Raw genomic sequence first — 17,802 nt, 5'->3', positions numbered from 1 at the left:
CACTCGATGTTACTGTAACTCCCAGAGTCTAGCATAATTGTGAAAAAAAATCAACACCCATGCAAATTTTCAAACAATATTGATTACAACCGGTCACGTTTCCTGCGTAAAAATTATTCTGAATTATTTTTACGCAGCCGGCGCACCCATGCAGTAAATGACCAGAATATCCCTCTCACCGGCAGAAACATCAGCCACAATCCGGACCAAATCACATAAACCGGATTTTTCACGCTGATACGACGTCCATTCCGCACAAATGCGGTCAAAATCCCTCTGATCTGGTCCGCTTCCACCGGTCCTTCCACCTCCGTCTGATTATCCCCTGCCATATAAAACTGACCGCCTTTTCGTTTTACAACACGGTGCAGAACCAGAATGCTCCCTTTTCTGCGGTACAGCACAACATCTGCGCGCCGGATTTTTTTCACATCCGCTTTTTTTATGACCGCGGCATCTCTGCCCGGCACAAACATGGGATACATACTGTATCCTTCGGGATAGATCTGTATGATCTCTCCCGCTTCTAATAATTGTTCAATATCATATTTCATCGGAAACCTCTTGTTACTGTTCACTTGCAAGCTTGTCATCTTGAAATATTGTAGCATTTCCCCTGTCCAAATGCTATAATATTTCCAATTCATTTGTAATGGAAAGGAACCACAACGATATGAAAACATCTGATGGATTCGTAAAAACAACAATCGCAGGTATTCCCTATCTTCTGCCCTATGGTCAGAAAATTGCCGACCATGCACGCTCCCTGCGCCTAAATGACTCCGGTGCACTTTTATGGGATACACTCTCCCTGGGTGCGGACAAAAGCACGCTCTTATCTGTGCTGGCGAATTACTACAATACAGATGCTGATATGCTCCCTCAGCTTACCTCTGACTTAGACAGCTATCTTGCCTCTTTAAAGCAACTTGGCATGCTCTCTTACAATGCGCCGGCAGAAAATTTCCCACCGCATTCTGATCAGACCGACAATACGTTTCCTGCACTGTTTTCTGACGATCGTGCTCCAAAATATTATAAGATCGGCGGTCTCTGCTTTTCATGGTTTGGCCCGGACGATCTGTTTGATACCTATTTTAAAGATTTCTCCTGCGAAGCTGCTGTGGCTGATCAGCGCATTTTTATAATAACCGGGAAACCGTCTCATCTTGCAGATGGTACACTTCTGCTCCACACCACTGAACTTACCATCTTTGACGTCACCGACACCTACCGCTTTGTCTTTGGCACTCACTGGGGAATCCATGAAATGCGCGTAAAAAAAGACGGCTCTGCCGCCGTCCTCTACTGTGTTGATGCCGATAATAAAGATCATGCAGAAAATATTTTTCATGCACTGCGTTTTGCCTTCCTGATTGCCGCACAAAAGCAGGCTCTTTTTGTCCTGCACTCCGTTTCTATTTTTTATCAGGGAAAAGCCTGGCTCTTTTCCGGCAGCTCCGGCACCGGCAAATCCACACACGCGAACCTCTGGGCGAACCGGTATCATACTCCGGTTTTAAACGGAGACTTAAATGTACTTGGCATCAAGAACGGCCTGCCTTATCTATACGGTCTGCCCTGGTGCGGGACGTCCGAAACATACACCACCACCACCTATCCACTTGGCGGTATCGTGTTTTTAAAACAGGCTCCTTTCAACCGGGTGAACTCTCTCCCACCGGATGAACAGGCACTTTTTCTGATGCAGCGCATGATCTCCCCGACCTGGACGAAAGACCTGCTGTTAAAAAATCTGGCATTTGCAGAAACACTTGCCCCGCTGACAAAAATTTTCCGGCTGAATTGTACAAAAAATCCCGAAGCTGCAGCCGTCATGAAAGCTGCCATTGATCAGTCCATATAAGACGCTTTCTTTCAAAACTCATCCATCATTTTCTGTACTTCCTCTGCGGTCAGCACAACACACCTCTGTTCCCGGATTCCATACACCCTCCTGCACACCGACAATACCGTTGGGCGGTGTGTGGTCACGATACAGGTGCGCGGTTCATTTGTCTGCATGATATTTTTCAAAACCCTGCGCTCGGTTGCAACATCAAGTGCACTTGTCGCCTCATCCAAAAGCAGGATCGGCGCACGGCGAAGCAATGCCCTTGCGATTGAAAGCCTCTGTGCCTGTCCTTCTGAGAATCCGACCCCCCGCTCTCCGACTTTACTATATATCCCATCCGGCAGTTTCTGTACAAACTCCCAGGCACAGGATACTATCAGTACTTCTTTGATCTCCTCATCCGTAGCATCCGGTCTGACATTCCGCATATTTTCCGCAATCGTGCCGGAAAACATTGTATTTCCCTGTGGCACATAAGAGAACAGACGGCGTGCTGCCGGTGTGATTGTAAGCACTTCCCCTGTTTTTGCTCCCACCAGATCTTCATCCCCGCTTTGTATATGCAGCAGGGCGAGCATAATGCGCAAAAGCGTTGTTTTTCCTTCACCGGAAGGTCCGACTAACGCAACAATCTCATGTGGATGTGCCTCAAAGTCCGCCCGCATAAACACCTTTGTTCCATTGTGATAAGTATAAGACATCTTAGAAATGCAAAGACTGATGCCGTTCTCCCGGTTCTCTTCATAAAATTTCTCCGCATGCTCTGCATCCGAATAGTCCTCTTTTGGCATGCCAAGGATATCCATCAGCCTTCCAGCAGATGTGGTCAGCGAAATCGCCGTCGGTACCAGTGACACAAGCTGATTCAGCGTTCCTGTCAGTGAGCCGGACAATGATAAAAACATCGTCATCGTACCGTAGGAGATCGCACCACTCCAGACGCGGTAAATACCAAATCCATAACAGCTGTATGACACCGCAAGCCCGACGATCGATAACAGGATCGAGGTTGCCATGGACATTTTCTGAAACTCCAGCTTCATACCAAGATATTCTTTTTGCAGTCCTCGCAGACGTTCCCCGTAGAGCCGCACCAGATCAAAAGCCTTGATCGTCTGGATATTCGAAAATGCCTCCTGGTTAAATCCTGACATCTTTGCATTCATAGCTGCGCTTTTCTCATTATTTCCTTTCATTCGCCTTAAAATCCGCCTCGACATCAGCATACTGACCGGCATGCCAAGCATCGCAAGAAGTGCAAACATCGGATCATTGTAAAAGACAAGCACAAACGTACTGATAAACCGCACAGTATATATGATCAGATTCGGAATCCAGCTTAAAATACCATTTGAAATGTTTGAGGCATCCGAATTCCAGCGTGTCAGGAGATCTCCCGTGTGATATTTCTGGATTGCCTCAAGATCCGTCACTAACATTTTATCAAAAATATCTGCCTTGATATCATTGTCCACACTGATACTGATCTTATTGGAAAAATAACTGGTCACCTGTGAGATCAGCATATTCCCTATGGAAAACCCGATATACAGACAGAACGTACGCACCAAAAGCCCCGCCTGCTTTCCGGTGATAATATCGACCATATCCCTTGAAATCAGACTTGAAATCAGTGAAACAACTGTTCCAGACAGACCAAGCAGCGTGTAAAAAATCATCTGTTTCCAGTACTTTCTCGCATACTCATAGATCCAGACGGTCTCCCGCCACATATCTTTTAATACACCCTCTTTGATCCTTTTATGATAAAATTTCAGACTGTCTAACATAATATTTCCCCATTCTAGCCGATTTCCAGTTATTATAACAAATATGAACCACGAAAAAAGAGGTTACCACATGTATATGTCAGGCAATCTCTTCCTCACATACCATATGATAACCCCATCTGAACTCCATATGATCCTACATCGCCCAGTCAGTTACTGTATCATCCGGTCCATATCCTTTCTTTTCCCAGGATGGCTTGCGGTTTCCATTATCAGTATTGTAACTTCCAGCATATCCCGAATCCACATAATGCGTCTCGAGTCCACAGGCTGTAGCTGTATATGCCGGACATCCCAGACATCCGAACTGCTGTCTGTATCCTCTGGTGCCTCCATTCCAGCCTGAATAATCCGGTGCCTGCCAGTTACCATTCATATACTGGCTATCACACTTTATATTATTTGCCGTATCTGAATTATCAGCCGCTCCACCGCTTGCAAGATACACACCTTCTGCCGTATCTTGATATGCGATGATCATTGGTCTCTCATATCTGTTCATTTCTGGTTTATTTCTCAGTTCATTTGTTATCTTTTCTTATTGCGCCTGCCCCTTAGTCCGTAACACTCACACTTGAGATTGCAAGTCCCGGATCCGATTTTACAACCAGATCACCAAAACCGATATTATCGTTCGGATTCTGATGATATCCCAAAGAAACACAAAGAGAACTTGTTCCGTCTCCTGATGTGCACCCCCTGCCACCGGAAACATAAGTAACCGGCTGATTAAATGAGATATTTAACTGCTGTGCTTCTTTAGTATGATCCGCATTATGCACGGCATTCACCTGAATACGGTAATCACCTCTTCCGGTCTGCGGTGTCTGATGGATATATGCTGTTGTCGTATAACAACCGCTTCCGTCGCCACTTGCTAAATATACCCCTTCTGCAAGTTCATCACTGGTAAGTAACACTGGTTTCATATACTCTTTCATGCGAACTTCCCTCTCCCCTGTTCTTTTCACTTATTTCTATCTATTTTAACCATATCTTTTTGTGCTGTCAAGCATTAGTACACGCCTTTTTTCGCCCTGAACCGATTTTTTTATAATGAATTTTTAAAACCCACAATGCTCCAATAACCAGCATCAGGTAAAACCCCACTCCCCTTGTCACGCACATTGCAGGAACCAGATACTGTCCTGAAAATACCGGTAGAAATACCTTTCCATACATCGCCTCCGTGATTCCCTGTGCTCCCGGTACCGGAAGCATATCCACCGCAACATAGATGGCTGCCTGAAGCAGCAGGATCTGGTACATCGCTGTTCCAGACAGTCCAAATCCCAGATACACCAGAAAAGTCAGCAGAAAAGCACTGCTTCTCTGAACAAATGTCATCACAATTAAAATCAGTATTTTTTCTTTGTGATCCCGGAAAAAGAGAACCGTTCCACGGTACCCATCCAGAAATCCGTCCAGTTTTTCCAACCATTTCTCTTTTGGTATTTTCATGCCGCATTTTTGTGCCATGACAATTATTTTTTCGGCCAGATGACGGATCAGAACCGGTCTTAACATGACAAATAAAAGAAGAATTACGAGCAGAACATTTAAGGAAAGTCCCACGATATACCAGAAAAAATATCCGCCAAGATGCTCTTTCAGTAGTTTCTGCCAGAATAACAGGATCATCATTCCGACGACCGCCAGCACAAATTTATAAGCTGTCGCAACAGCCATCAGCACCGCGGTTCCCTCCGGCAGAGGAATACCGTCCCTTTTCATATAATAAAGCTGCATGGGCTGTCCTCCCGATGCAGACGGCGTGATCCCGGAAAAAAAGAACCCGGCAAATGAATATCCAACACACTGACGCACATGTACTATGATCCCGACACTTCGAAGCAGAAAACAGATCATACAGCCTTCCGCAGCAACAAAAAATACTGAAAGGAACAATGCCGCCCCGACATATACCGGCTTCATTCTGATTAGTGTAGATTTCAGTTGTGAAAAATTTTGTCCACGCAGGACTACACCAAATGTAAGCATCATGATCGCAAGAAACAAAAAAAATTCTTTTCCATATTTTCGGTCTGTACTCTTACGTTTCATAAGCAACCGCCTGTTCTTCCCGCACGATCAGATCTGAAAGACGTCCCTCAAACACCACGCGGCAGTTTTTGTATTCACAGACATCCTTCGGGGTGACCAGTGAAAAATGTTTCTCCGATATGAAAATCCCCTGTTCCCCTAACACTTCTGCCAGATAAGATGAACATGTATACTGGTTTTTTAGGTAAAATTTCCGGTGGCAGAGCAGGGTCAACAGTCCAGCAGCCGCATAGTGCATATGGAATCTGTTTTTGTAATCCTTATGCAGGCGTTCACGGATCGCTTCTTTCTGTTCACCGGTGCAGTCCAGTTCACAGATCCGGTACTCAGCCGTCGGAAACGCCCCCGCGATCTGTCTGCTCCACTCGCGCTCAAATCCTGCAATCAACGGGATATACGGATTTCTTCTTCCAAAACTGTAAGCTTCCGACAACTGTTCATCAAGTGACAGTACCACATGAACGTATTTCTGTCCCAGATAATGTCTGATCAGAGATGCAAAAAACCCTGGTGTGTCCACTAATGCAATATATATGTGTGCCATATTCTTTGGTTCCTTCCTGTTTTTTCTATTTTTTGCATTTTACTGAAATCTGTAAACTGCATTCGCAAGACGGTAACCGCCAATGGTCAGCCGCCTTCCAACTGCTCCGGGCAGATCCGTCCATCCGCTCAGACTCGCGTATTTCAATTTATAGTACAGTTTCGGATTGGATGTTTTGATCTCTCCCCACAGATTCTTTCGCTTTTCCAGTGCTTCCTCATTTCCGATCAAAAGCAGGTGAATCGATGAGATCGCCATCATGATCGAGATATTGCGGTACATATACGATGCCAGTTTTGGTTCCTTCTCTTTTATTTTTGTAAGATCTGCCCCCGCGATCACCATTCTGGTCACTTTCATCTGCTGGTCGATCCGCTTTTTTAACATCTGCTCGTTGACAGACTGGTCATCCCTGCCAAGATAATACTGGTACAGATCAATATCCATATAAAAAATATTTCTGACATACGGCAGCGGGCAGTAGGCAAACAGATTGTCCACATAAAACGTATGCTCCGGCAGAACAATTCCCGACTGCCGCAATATTTCCGTGCGGTAAACCAAGGCATGCATGACCAGATACTGGGACGGCAGGAAATGCCCTGTCTCACTCCAGTGGCAGATTTTTTCTGCAGGAAACACATTCCCGTATCCCATACTGCGCGTTATCTGCTGCTCCAGATGATTGTATACATAGTTGCAGACAAACAGATCCGGCTTTTCTTCGCCCCTTCCCGCCTCTTTGCAGTAATATCTGATTTTTTCTAAAAGTTTCTGATAGGCAGTTCCGTCCAGCCAGTCATCGGAGTCCACCACCTTAAAATAAACACCCCTTGCGCAGGCAAGTCCCGCATTGACACCGGAACCGTGTCCACCGTTCTCCTTATGTATCACTTTCACAAGATCCGGATATTGTTTTTGATATGCATCCGCGATCTCCACTGTCTTATCCTTTGAACCGTCATCTATAATAATGATCTCCACATCTTCTCCGCCCGGCAGAAGCGATTCGATACACCTCGCCATATAACTTTCAGAGTTGTAACATGGAACCACAAAACTCAGATATTTTTCTCTGTTCTCCATCCTAAGCTTCCCTCCCTTTCCTTTCACAGATAATCTTACGGGAAAACTCTTAAGAGAACGGACAGCTTTTCTTAAATATTTTCGAAATTATTTCTAAACAAAATCGGAACCATTTTACGATTCCAGTAAAATGGTTCCGATCTTATATCCTTCCTGTTCTATTTTCTGATCATTTGCGAATGTGATAAAACTGCCGGTCGCCGTATCCCGCACCGCAAAATATACACTGTAACATCCAGCCTTTACACCCCGAAGCGGTATATTTGTTAAAAAGTTCTCCTTTTTTTCTGCTTCATTTCCCCCGGCAAGTGACGCAATAGCCCCTGAGGGGATTCCCTCATAAATCGTCTGACCTGTTTCATCTTTCACAAGGAATACCGGTTCACACTCTTTATAGACCGGTGCAAATCCGACATTCTTAAGTGACACTTTTATTTCTGCCGTATCTTCCCAGAAATCATGCTGCATAAAAACATCCGACAACACCAGACGGTAACCTAAATGCCTCTCTATATACGAAAGTCCTTCCATCCCGTCAAAGCAGTCCGATGTCTGTACCGCAGATGACGCCCACTTTTCTAATACTGCCGCATCATAGTCCTGATTCAGATAAGTCACATGCATGGTTTTTAAATCCGCAATAGCGCACTCTAAATCATTATATTCATTGTCTATGATGACCTCCCCGCCATTTGGCACACGGGAACACAATTTTTCCTGAAAAGTAAGTTCTTCCATGCGGTTCCACGCCTGATCTGTACCTGCCTCTGCGGCACTTTTTTCACCATAAGTACCACAGTCATTGCCACTTCCTAACATTCCGTCATTGAACAGTCCAAGCCTGTCATACAGCGGATTTTTACGATCTTCCTGCAAGTCTGCATCTGCACTTTCCAGGATCTTCCGCCACTGTACCGGTGTCCGCACTGCAAGATACATCTGGCTATCCGTCGATTTTACAAGCTGTTTTGCAAGCTGCTGTAAAGACTGCTGATCTGCATACTTTGTCCCATTGAGTTCCCCCCAGTTGCCGACAAAGAGCCCCTGTAATGTAAACACAGAGTCACTGTATTCTGTTAATATTCCTCCAACCTGCTGCATATGTTTTATCACAAAATCGATACTCTCCGGTTCATACTTCTCATTTTCCCCATTCCAGTCATACAAAAACCGTACGATCCAGTGCTCTTTTGTCACAGACATCGCCTGAAAAAGTCTTTCGATATTCTGCAGACCTTCCTTTGATATTTCTTTGTCCCGGTATTCCCTTAAATTGATCTGCGCCATGGCAAGGGCATGATCTGTATCTTTTTGCATCTGCCTGTCTAACTGCTCACTCATATCCGCCGGTTCATCCGAAATCAGAAAACCATAAATATGATAAAATCCACGATTCGGATTCCAGATTTTCTCCGTAGATTCCGTAAAAGTCTCCGTGGTAAGCATTACCTGCCAGTGAAAATAATCATGTATCCCCACAGCAATTCCGGTGATCATTAACACAAACAAAATGAAAAACAGTAATTTTTTTCTCATCTTATTCCTCGTATTTATTCTTTTGAAACAGCTTCATCTTCGTTACCAGCCGGCTTCGTTTCTTTGCATTTTTTAAGATGGCAATACTTGATATTCCACGAAGTTTCCGGTTGCGGTATACAAAACCGAAAAATGTCCTTACCCACAGAATGGGATAAAGTATTTTATACTGCCCGGCTTTCGGATGGCTTAGGTGCATCTGATGATGAAACTCCCTGATATAATCAATCCATCCTGTTCCCCTCATGGCTACCATGCGTTTTGAATCTGCTTCACCAAATTCCTCGGCTTCCATGATCTCTGTAAAAAACTCTTCCAGGTAAGCCTCCTCTTTCATTGCCCCGGCTTCTCCTGCCTTTTCCAGAAACTGCACCTTGTTTTCTGATAATCCCAGATATCTGACACAAAATAACGTAACTACACATGCAAGATTTAAGATGCCGCATTCTCTGACCAGTGTTAAAAATTTTGCTTCCTCCTCTGCCGTACATCCATGTTCCCAGAATACAACCCAGTCGCAAAGAAGTTTTAAGCCAAATCCGGAACGCAAAAAATGCTGCAGCATATGTAATAACAGATAAAATGCCTGATATGATGGCGAGGCCAGGAAAAAATCCACTCCCATGACATTTTCAGTAACCCTGTTTTCAAAAAAATCTTTCTGACATTTTTCCAAAAAAGTGTTCACTTCCGTTGAATCAAACGGCTCCACTAATGCACTGTGCAGCTCTAAACGGATTCCTTCCGGGCTCATATAAGTAAGATGGTGATTTTCCTGATGTCCGCTCTCTGCCACAAATCCATGCACCTGCAGACATCTGCCAGCCTCCTGCGCCATCTTTCCGTTCTCAACTAAAAGATCAACATCCCCCGACTTGCGCAGTTCCGGCACCGGATAAAGTCCTGCTACGCCGCTTCCCTTTAATAATATCGTATCAATTCCCGCATCTTTCAAAAGACCTGTCACATACCGGCTCATAAAAAGCAGACGGTAGGACTGCCATACAGTCTGCGTACTTCTCTCCTGCACTCTTTTCCAGTCTGCCCCGTCCTCTGGCAGAATATTTTCCAATACGTCATACAAAAGCGGCAGCACACGATGACGATCCGCTATGGAAAGAATACTTTCCCAGTCCGTTTCCTGTTGTTTTAATCGTTCCCATTTCTGCTTTAAAGCTGCCTGATTTTCTACATGCGGTTCTGCATGTAGTGCTGCATCCAAAAGACTGCACAATATAAGTTCTTTCTCTTTATTTTTTTCTTCCATCTGTCCACCTCTTTTTCCATATAGCAAGTGCTTTTCTCTTTACAATTCCAAATTCTTTTGTGTGGCAAAAGCAAAGAAGCATCACAAGGCTCGGCACCACAGCACATATGAAAAATCTCTTTAAAAATACGATCACCCTTCCACCATCCGCAAATAAGCAAAGCCGGTCTGTTCCATACCAGATCACACCGGTTACCGCTGTATAGATCACATAGCGGACAAAAAACGGAGCCACCTTCGCATGCAGTCTGTGTCTGTACAGCACATATGGTTCCACCCATACAGAGGTGAGCATGGTAGAGAGAAATGTTCCGGCAAACACTCCGAATGTTCCAAATTTCCATACCAGAATCAGTGAAATAGCAAGGTTTAACACCGCTTCCACCAGTGCTTTATACCGGTCAAACCAGAACAATCCAAGCGAGTCCCGGAATGTCAGCACCGCTTTTCTCGTTCCATTGATATAAAAGTTAATACATAAGATTAAGACCACCGGCATATCAAACAGATACTGCTTTCCGAAAGCGAGCTCCACAAACGGATTTAAAAGTTCATACAAGCAGATCGCCGCCGCCCCGTAAAGCCAGTTTCCGATAAAAAAAGCAGTCTCAAAAATGCTTTTTACCCTGCCCTCATCTTCTGTAGCTCCCAGATTACCAACACTTGCGGTGATTCCCTGAAAAATCTGGTCTAACACCTGTCTGACTGAGCCGATCAGAAGGAAATAATTAGAATAAATGCCAACACTGATGACGCCCACAAAAGAAGAAATCAGCAGATTATCGGTATTATTGACCACCACATTTCCAAGTTTATGCATCAGCATGGCTTTTATATTGCGGAATATATCTTTTCTTTCATCCTCCGGCAGCTGCTCTTTCGTTTTCTCTTTCAGGTACGGATACATACGATCCGCCTTTCGGGAAATGCAGATATTAGAGAGCAGTGTACATACAATATAAATACTCAGGAAAAAAATAAAGTTGTGTGTCGTAAATAAAATGACGATCTGACAGATATCCTGTAAGATCAGAAATGCCGTCTGGTATAAAAGAACAATATAGTTTAACTGATGCACTTCGATCAGGGTACGTTTATATACCAGCAGATAAGAAACGACTGAATTTGCCAGATATAAAAAATAAATCAGCATCAGATGATCAACATCCGGCCGGTTTTTCATGAGAACATCAAAAAAGGGAATGATCGACAATCCTAACACTACCACACAGCCTGCCGTGATACGATAAAATGTCCTAAACATCCGCATCAGGATCTGCTGTTTTCTGATATCTCCCTGTGCGATTGGACGATAGAGTGCATAACTGATCGCCGTTTCCACACCAAGCTCTGTCAGTGAGAGTACATTTAAGATATCCGTGAAAAGTCCATTGATTCCGACATAACTCTCACTGAGTGTGTGTGTAAATACCACACGTGTCACAAACCCCATCAGAATCGCAGCAATCCTTGAGATCATGGCAACCACGGTATTCATGGTCGAATATTCTGTTCTGCTCTTCTCCATATGTGTTCTCACCTTTCTTTCATTTTTCTCAGAGTTTCTATCAGATTATTCAAATTCTGCGCAGTGCAGCATCCGATAGACCGCACCAAACGCTCTCACACTGACACTGACCACACAGGCACTTCCCTTTAAGTAAAGAGAAACCTTTTTATCTGTAAGATATTGTGGCAGTTTCTGCCTGACGTATTTTTTTATTTTTCTGCAGTCTGCAGCAACATAATTGCCATTCCGGCTCATTGCGGCAGCCATCCCCATCAGGTCAAACAGATAATGGTTCTCAAATATTTTTTTATATTGGGGATATCTGCGGGAATACACATTGCAGTAATCCTCAAACATCATCATTGCCTTCTGGTATATCCCGTCGTATCCACGATTACATATGCCGGATTTTCTCTGCATATAGTAATACTCCGCTTTTGTTCCGCACACAATCGTGTCACACTGTTCTAATACCCGGCAGAACATCTCGTAATCTTCCGCAAACGACAATTCCGTTGAAAAACGAATTCCGTCAAGGACCTCCCGCTGAAACAATTTGTTCCAGACATAGGCACGCAGGTAGCTTCTCTCATGCAAAACACCAAGCGCTTCTCTTCCGTTCATGCAGACCACATCTGCCGGACTTTCAAATTTTTTCCCCACACCGGCATCATATTTATACCAACCGGAGCATGCAGCAATCTGTGCTTCATGTGTTTTTAAAAGCCGGATCAGATAGGTATACATATCCGGTTCTAATACATCATCCGAATCAACAAATGCGATATATGCGCCAGCCGCCTCTTTCAGTCCTTTATTTCTTGCACCGGATACACCCTTATGTTTTTCGTGAAATACCCTGATCCGTGCATCCGTCATCTGAAGTCTGTCACAGATCTCCCCGGAACCATCATCGGAACCATCATCGATCAGAAGGATCTCCAGATCCGGATACGTCTGGTGTGTAATACTTTGCACGCAGTCTTCTAAATAGTTTTTCACATTATATACCGGCACGATCACACTGATCTTATCTGTTTCTTTCGTCATGTTTTTCCATGCTCCCTTTTTATCTGAGATACAACCGTTCTTCTCCCCCTTCATTTGCAAAACGGATTGCCACGTTTCCTCTGCATCTTGTCAGTTTCAGAAAATATCTGTCCTTCTTCTCATCCTGCAGTCCTGACAGCAGAAATACGATTTTTACCGTCTCCTGTCCTGCCAGCATCCGAAGATCATAATCTGCCTGATACACTTCTTCCGTTCCATCCTCATTCTCTCTTACAAGTGCAAGTTCTGTTTTATCACAGATATTTGAAAATCCTGTATTGGCTATCTCCACCTCAATCCTGTCCGTATAAAATACTGCACTCCCTGCCACAAAACGATACCCCAGATGTGCACCGATATACTGGTAGAAACTGCCCCATTCCCCATATTCCATCTGCTTCCACCGGTTCAGAACCTGCTCTTCATGGATACTGTTCAAATATGAAACCCGCAAATCACACAATGCCCGCAGCATTTCCTTTGCAGCAGGATTCTGACCGGAAAGCACCTCGCCTCCAAACGGGATCTGACCACAGGTTTCCTGCATATAACCGATTTCATCTGCAATGCACCAGTCCTCTGTCCATGCACTGTCCGCACGACGTTTCACTCCAAAAGTTCCCATGTGATTTTCTGAGCCAAAAATCGCATCATCAAATACCCCTGGTACTGCTTTGTCATTCTCATTTGTCACTGCCATACGGCAAAAAGACGGTTTTCTGAGTGCGATTCTGATGTCGGGTCCAATTGCCTTCCTCCATGCAGCATAGAGTTTCCGGATGTATTCCTGATCTAAAAACTTTGATCCATGCATTTCTCCCCAGTTACCGATAAATAACCCCTGCGTGATAAGGATATCGCTCTCATATGCACGCACAACAGCTCCAAGCTGCCTCATATGAGTTAAAACAATGGAGAACAATGTCGGTTCCCGTTCCATTCCTTTCCCCTGTGTATCATACAAAACGCGCAGAATGATTTCTTTTCCCCGGCTGTGAAAACATTTTAAAATTTCATCTGCATATTCCAGTGCCTCTTCTGAAAGGCTCATTCCACGAAATGCCCCGATATCAAACCGTACCAGCACTAATGTTTCATCATCCCAGTAAGGCTGATATAAAAGTCCATCTTTCTCTCTTTTATCCAGTGTAAATGTATAAATATGGTACCATCCTCTGCCCGGATTTGTACATACTTCCCTGCTCTCCTCCGGAAATCTGACTGTAAAATGTTTTTTATTTCTGTTCTTCCAGAAAAACATCTTCGTTCCCCGCCCCCGCATCAATTTTTAATACTTTTACACGGAATACCACTCCGATAATCGAAAACACCATGCGAAACATATAAATAACCGGTTTCAGTCCGGAATGCATACTGACTCCCGTCTGCCTGTTGTGCATGACTGCCGGTATCTCTTCCACTTTAAATCCAAGCAGCAGCATCTGAATGATCATATTTGCATCCGGATACTTATCATCAAAATGCTTATATTTAGAATAGTACAAAAATGCCTTCCGGCTAAGTCCCTGGAGTCCTGTCGTCGGATCACAGATATGACGTCCCGTCGTCATTTTGATCATCTGGCGGAACAGCGCATATGCCAGTTTTTTGGTCACGGAAACCGGAAAATCAGAACTCCCCTCCATAAACCTCGATCCAAGCACGATATCCGGATATCTTCCATCTGCATCCCTCTGCCGGAGTCTCTCATAAATCTTTGGAATATTGCAGACATCATGCTGCCCATCCGCATCCATCTGTATCACATATTTGTATTTTCTTCGTATTGCATATTTATATCCAAGCTGCAGTGCACTGCCATAACCAAGGTTAAACACATGCGTAACTAATGTATGGCCATGTGCCTTCACCACCCAGTTTGTTGAATCAGAAGATGCATCGTTCATAACAAGAATATCCGCAATGGATGAAATTTCCGGCTTTTCCAGCTCATAAAGCACCGCTTCAATATTCTTTTCCTCATTATAAGCAGGCATAATAATCAATAACTCTTTTTGCTTTTTCATTTCCATCCCACTCCTCTTTTTTGCTGTATGTATTTTTTCTGTCAGCGAAACAGTAAACCGGTAAGCAGCTCCATATCTTTCTCATAGACAACATTTTTCTTAAGAGATGCCTCCCGATACCGGTTTCTCAGTTTCTCATCTTCCATCATCCTGCATACAGCTTCACTAACCGCTTCCGGTTCTAATCTGCATAAAATACCATCCACGCCATTTTCGATCTGTTCCCGGTTACTCTCCGATGCAATGATTGGAAGTCCAAGCGTCTGTGCCTCCTGTATTGCAATACTTTTTCCTTCAAATCCGGTCGCATGTACATAGATATCTGCACTTTTGTAATACGGATACGGATTTTCCACAGAACCTGACAGAATAAAATCCTCCTGTAATCCCAAAGAATCGATCAGATGTTCGAGTCTCTTTCGTTCCGGTCCTTCTCCGAGAACATACCAGCGGACATTTTTATGTTTCTCCTTGATTTTTTTCATCGCCCTGATTGCTGTCGGGTAAGATTTCTGTTCCGTCAGCCGGCCGACTGTAAGAAGCCTGATGCCATCAAAATCATCAGAAAATCCGCCGGGCAGCGATGCTTTTGTTTTTATTTTCTCTGTATCGATAATATTATGAAAAACCTTTGTCCGGCCGGCACATTCCGGGTAGACTTTTAAAAACTGCTGCTTTACATCCTCCCCGATTGGGAAAATGGCGTCGTATTTCAGATAGCAGTCACGGTCTAACTTTCTGGTATAGCCTGCCTTTGTGTAATCAATATGTATGAATGCCGCCTTTTTCTTTGCACGGACATGATCTGCAACGTAATATGCAGATCCACCCTCTAAATAGGCAACTGCAAGATCATATTCTTCCGCAAAACGTTCTCCTCCATCGGAGAGCACACGCCAGAGCAGCTTATCCGGCAGCACCTTCCGCCGTTTTAACATATCCGCAAGTGATGACAAAAGATATGGCAGCAGACAGAATACGGTACCCCGGACGAACATGGTCTTTAAAATCGTCCTATACATAAAATATCTTCCCTCTTTCTGCAAAACCGACAGAGGCTGATAAGATTTATTTTTCAGCAGGACCTCTTTGGGCAGTTTTTTCACCAGTTCCCCCTGCCCCATCAGAACATAAAGAGAGATCTCATACTGCACATCTTTTGTCTTTTCATTTTCCTTTTCCAGTTTTTCAAGCAGTTCTAAAAGTGCCATCTCCGCACCGGCTCCGCCTAATGTATTAATCACGAACAATATTTTCTTTTTCATCCACAAGCCCCTTCAGTTCCTGCAATATTCTTTCATTTTCCTGATTGAGCAGTGATACCTGCATCGCCAGTTCCTGGTTTTTTACCACCACAACAGACACTGCCATACTGATTTTAAATAAAAACAGGATTATAACAACAAACACAGCAAATGCAAACAGTACCACACTTTTTGCTCCATTCCACAGGTATGTGGCTGCATCCGTACTTACCGCAATGCCAGATACAAGAAATGTCGCAGAAACAATCGCCCAGCCAAGTCCGATCCCATCCGTCAGTTTCTGCCTTGCATACATAAAAAGATCCAAAATGAGCAGAAAAATTCCAACAACAATCAACATCATTTTCAATATCATGCTTTTATCCCCTCTTTTCTGTCATAACTTTTTGCGGAAGGTTTTCTTCCCCGCTTTATCTTAAACAATTCACCCTGGCAGAAAATATGTACATCCATATGGCGTTCCACCCAGCGAAGCCTGAAATATCCGACGGTAAAGCCAAGGAAACTTCCCATGACAAGTCCTGCACCATACCAGATATCAGGAAGCTGTTTTGAAAACAGCGTTCCAAAAAACGTACCCAGACAAAAGCAGACCGCCGTTAAAAGTGCTCCTGTCATATCATTAAAATAATACAGAAAAATCAGTTCCGCATACAGCAAAAAAAGAATAAAGTAACCGGCTGCAAGACACGGATAAATCTGCATCACAAGTCCTGAAAAGCCCATTCCCGGCAAAAATATCACACAGAGCAGATAAAGCACGACCGAGACAATAAACTGGATTCTCACAAGATTCATAAGTTCAGATGCAAGCTGGCGGAACATTCTGTTTTTTGCATTATTGATATCTTCCCATCTGCCACCGATAACAGCCTCCGAATATGCCTTGTACCTCTCATGAAAATGCATTTCCACGCGGCTGATAAAAATGATGGTCGACGAAAGATTCGTAAACATTGCCAGACAGGTCGCCATATCATATGCAGGCGCATAGACAAACGTATGTGCCACCGTCATCTTTAAGTCCGTCGTCCAGAATATAAAATTATGTATATACAATCCTAACGTATACAATAGGTTTGTCGCAATAAGGTGCCAGTAAATTTTGAAATAATGAAGCACCTTGCGGTACTGGCGGCTGTTCCTTTTAAAATAACTCTTAATCGTTGCCGCTGATATCGCCGCCGTCAGGAAAAATCCGATCGTAAGTGAAAGAAGCATGCTGTATATGATGTCCCTGTGAAACACTTTCACGAGCAGCCACGCAAGCCCAAATGCCGCTGCCATACCCATCAGGAAAAATAATGATATTTTCTGATAGTCCTTGCAGATCGACAGATACAGCATGGAATAAAATACCAGAAGAAGCGATATAAAGCCGCAAAACCCGGTAAACACAAACACCAGATCCACCTGCCCCTTCAGATACTCTCTGACACAGAACGGGATTGCAAACAGACACCCGAAACAAATATTTAAAAATAATCCGACATCATAACATGGCAGGATATCTTCGTACTTTTCCTCATAAATAATATCGGACATATATCTCGATAATACAGCATTAAACGGTGCCGCAACCAGCAGGGAAAATATAAAAATATAAAGTACCGTGCCTGAAAATAATCCTCTTCTCGCATACCCTACTGTCTCGTATCCAAGAAAATGGCTCATTAACATCACATTTCCGATCACGACAAACATGGGTGCGATCGTGACCATGGTACTGTAACCGAATCCTGCCAGATTTGCAAGGATCGTGCGCCTGTCATAAATTTTCTGAAGTTTTACGCCTATTCCTGCCATAG

General features: G+C 43.9%; 17 protein-coding genes. 1 reads left to right on the top strand and 16 read right to left on the bottom strand.

What is annotated here, in order from left to right; genetic code table 11:
- Positions 1–113: 113 nt before the first annotated feature.
- Positions 114–554, bottom strand: a complete 441-nt coding sequence (locus RIL182_RS08580) for a S24/S26 family peptidase (protein WP_022112869.1) — start codon at positions 552–554, stop codon at positions 114–116.
- A gap of 119 nt (positions 555–673) precedes the next feature.
- On the opposite strand from RIL182_RS08580, the gene RIL182_RS08575 reads away from it, so the two are divergent.
- On the top strand, positions 674–1,867 hold the full coding sequence (locus tag RIL182_RS08575) for a PqqD family protein (protein ID WP_044999146.1): 1,194 nt from the start codon (positions 674–676) through the stop codon (positions 1,865–1,867).
- Positions 1,868–1,878: 11 nt separating this feature from the next.
- On the opposite strand, the gene RIL182_RS08570 is transcribed toward RIL182_RS08575, so the two are convergent.
- The 15 genes from RIL182_RS08570 to pelG all read right to left on the bottom strand — a co-directional run bounded on the left by RIL182_RS08570 (position 1,879) and on the right by pelG (position 17,800).
- Complete coding sequence (locus tag RIL182_RS08570; RefSeq protein WP_118590756.1) at positions 1,879–3,645, bottom strand: ABC transporter ATP-binding protein; 1,767 nt, start codon at positions 3,643–3,645, stop codon at positions 1,879–1,881.
- A gap of 136 nt (positions 3,646–3,781) precedes the next feature.
- Positions 3,782–4,147, bottom strand: a complete 366-nt coding sequence (locus RIL182_RS08565) for a hypothetical protein (protein ID WP_006856096.1) — start codon at positions 4,145–4,147, stop codon at positions 3,782–3,784.
- A 52-nt stretch (positions 4,148–4,199) separates the two neighbouring features.
- Positions 4,200–4,586, bottom strand: coding sequence for a hypothetical protein (locus RIL182_RS08560; protein WP_006856097.1), 387 nt, complete (start codon positions 4,584–4,586; stop codon positions 4,200–4,202).
- Positions 4,587–4,653: 67 nt separating this feature from the next.
- Positions 4,654–5,709 (bottom strand): lysylphosphatidylglycerol synthase transmembrane domain-containing protein, encoded by a 1,056-nt coding sequence (locus RIL182_RS08555; protein ID WP_006856098.1) that lies wholly within the window; start codon positions 5,707–5,709, stop codon positions 4,654–4,656.
- Positions 5,699–6,253: a hypothetical protein gene (locus RIL182_RS08550; RefSeq protein WP_006856099.1), complete on the bottom strand. Its 555-nt coding sequence runs from the start codon at positions 6,251–6,253 to the stop codon at positions 5,699–5,701. Before RIL182_RS08550 ends, RIL182_RS08555 begins: the two co-directional genes overlap by 11 nt.
- Positions 6,254–6,292: 39 nt before the next feature.
- The gene (locus tag RIL182_RS08545) at positions 6,293–7,339 is read right to left on the bottom strand and encodes a glycosyltransferase (RefSeq protein WP_044998669.1); all 1,047 of its coding nucleotides are present in this window, start codon (positions 7,337–7,339) and stop codon (positions 6,293–6,295) included.
- A gap of 114 nt (positions 7,340–7,453) precedes the next feature.
- On the bottom strand, positions 7,454–8,875 hold the full coding sequence (locus tag RIL182_RS08540; protein WP_006856101.1) for a DUF4832 domain-containing protein: 1,422 nt from the start codon (positions 8,873–8,875) through the stop codon (positions 7,454–7,456).
- A 1-nt stretch (position 8,876) separates the two neighbouring features.
- Positions 8,877–10,142, bottom strand: a complete 1,266-nt coding sequence (locus RIL182_RS08535; protein WP_006856102.1) for a nucleotidyltransferase domain-containing protein — start codon at positions 10,140–10,142, stop codon at positions 8,877–8,879.
- Entirely contained in the window at positions 10,126–11,670 is a 1,545-nt protein-coding gene (locus tag RIL182_RS08530) for a lipopolysaccharide biosynthesis protein (protein WP_006856103.1), read from the bottom strand. The genes RIL182_RS08535 and RIL182_RS08530 overlap by 17 nt, the downstream gene beginning before the upstream one ends.
- A 45-nt stretch (positions 11,671–11,715) precedes the next feature.
- Positions 11,716–12,702 (bottom strand): glycosyltransferase family 2 protein, encoded by a 987-nt coding sequence (locus tag RIL182_RS08525; protein WP_242655491.1) that lies wholly within the window; start codon positions 12,700–12,702, stop codon positions 11,716–11,718.
- Between the two features lie 19 nt (positions 12,703–12,721).
- Positions 12,722–13,963, bottom strand: coding sequence for a DUF4874 domain-containing protein (locus RIL182_RS08520; protein WP_006856105.1), 1,242 nt, complete (start codon positions 13,961–13,963; stop codon positions 12,722–12,724).
- A complete protein-coding gene (locus RIL182_RS08515) occupies positions 13,938–14,735 on the bottom strand; it encodes a glycosyltransferase family 2 protein (RefSeq protein WP_006856106.1) in 798 nt (265 codons plus the stop codon). Before RIL182_RS08515 ends, RIL182_RS08520 begins: the two co-directional genes overlap by 26 nt.
- Positions 14,736–14,770: 35 nt before the next feature.
- Entirely contained in the window at positions 14,771–15,994 is a 1,224-nt protein-coding gene (locus RIL182_RS08510) for a glycosyltransferase (protein WP_006856107.1), read from the bottom strand.
- Positions 15,966–16,349, bottom strand: a complete 384-nt coding sequence (locus tag RIL182_RS08505; protein WP_006856108.1) for a hypothetical protein — start codon at positions 16,347–16,349, stop codon at positions 15,966–15,968. Before RIL182_RS08505 ends, RIL182_RS08510 begins: the two co-directional genes overlap by 29 nt.
- Positions 16,346–17,800, bottom strand: coding sequence for an exopolysaccharide Pel transporter PelG (gene pelG, locus RIL182_RS08500; RefSeq protein WP_006856109.1), 1,455 nt, complete (start codon positions 17,798–17,800; stop codon positions 16,346–16,348). Before pelG ends, RIL182_RS08505 begins: the two co-directional genes overlap by 4 nt.
- Positions 17,801–17,802 lie beyond the last annotated feature (2 nt).

Origin of the sequence: Roseburia intestinalis L1-82 (assembly GCF_900537995.1) — a bacterium.
GTDB classification, from domain to species: Bacteria; Bacillota; Clostridia; order Lachnospirales; family Lachnospiraceae; genus Roseburia; species Roseburia intestinalis.
The sequence above is the reverse complement of the archived record's forward strand: the minus strand, read 5'-3'. Positions and strand labels throughout refer to the sequence as shown.

Bases quoted from the DNA above. Each gene is read 5' to 3' on its own strand.
- RIL182_RS08580 (WP_022112869.1), bottom strand. From the start codon at position 554: ATGAAATATGATATTGAACAATTATTAGAAGCGGGAGAGATCATACAG.
- RIL182_RS08575 (WP_044999146.1), top strand. From the start codon at position 674: ATGAAAACATCTGATGGATTCGTAAAAACAACAATCGCAGGTATTCCC.
- RIL182_RS08570 (WP_118590756.1), bottom strand. From the start codon at position 3,645: ATGTTAGACAGTCTGAAATTTTATCATAAAAGGATCAAAGAGGGTGTA.
- RIL182_RS08565 (WP_006856096.1), bottom strand. From the start codon at position 4,147: ATGAACAGATATGAGAGACCAATGATCATCGCATATCAAGATACGGCA.
- RIL182_RS08560 (WP_006856097.1), bottom strand. From the start codon at position 4,586: ATGAAAGAGTATATGAAACCAGTGTTACTTACCAGTGATGAACTTGCA.
- RIL182_RS08555 (WP_006856098.1), bottom strand. From the start codon at position 5,709: ATGAAACGTAAGAGTACAGACCGAAAATATGGAAAAGAATTTTTTTTG.
- RIL182_RS08550 (WP_006856099.1), bottom strand. From the start codon at position 6,253: ATGGCACACATATATATTGCATTAGTGGACACACCAGGGTTTTTTGCA.
- RIL182_RS08545 (WP_044998669.1), bottom strand. From the start codon at position 7,339: ATGGAGAACAGAGAAAAATATCTGAGTTTTGTGGTTCCATGTTACAAC.
- RIL182_RS08540 (WP_006856101.1), bottom strand. From the start codon at position 8,875: ATGAGAAAAAAATTACTGTTTTTCATTTTGTTTGTGTTAATGATCACC.
- RIL182_RS08535 (WP_006856102.1), bottom strand. From the start codon at position 10,142: ATGGAAGAAAAAAATAAAGAGAAAGAACTTATATTGTGCAGTCTTTTG.
- RIL182_RS08530 (WP_006856103.1), bottom strand. From the start codon at position 11,670: ATGGAGAAGAGCAGAACAGAATATTCGACCATGAATACCGTGGTTGCC.
- RIL182_RS08525 (WP_242655491.1), bottom strand. From the start codon at position 12,702: ATGACGAAAGAAACAGATAAGATCAGTGTGATCGTGCCGGTATATAAT.
- RIL182_RS08520 (WP_006856105.1), bottom strand. From the start codon at position 13,963: ATGTTTTTCTGGAAGAACAGAAATAAAAAACATTTTACAGTCAGATTT.
- RIL182_RS08515 (WP_006856106.1), bottom strand. From the start codon at position 14,735: ATGGAAATGAAAAAGCAAAAAGAGTTATTGATTATTATGCCTGCTTAT.
- RIL182_RS08510 (WP_006856107.1), bottom strand. From the start codon at position 15,994: ATGAAAAAGAAAATATTGTTCGTGATTAATACATTAGGCGGAGCCGGT.
- RIL182_RS08505 (WP_006856108.1), bottom strand. From the start codon at position 16,349: ATGATATTGAAAATGATGTTGATTGTTGTTGGAATTTTTCTGCTCATT.
- pelG (WP_006856109.1), bottom strand. From the start codon at position 17,800: ATGGCAGGAATAGGCGTAAAACTTCAGAAAATTTATGACAGGCGCACG.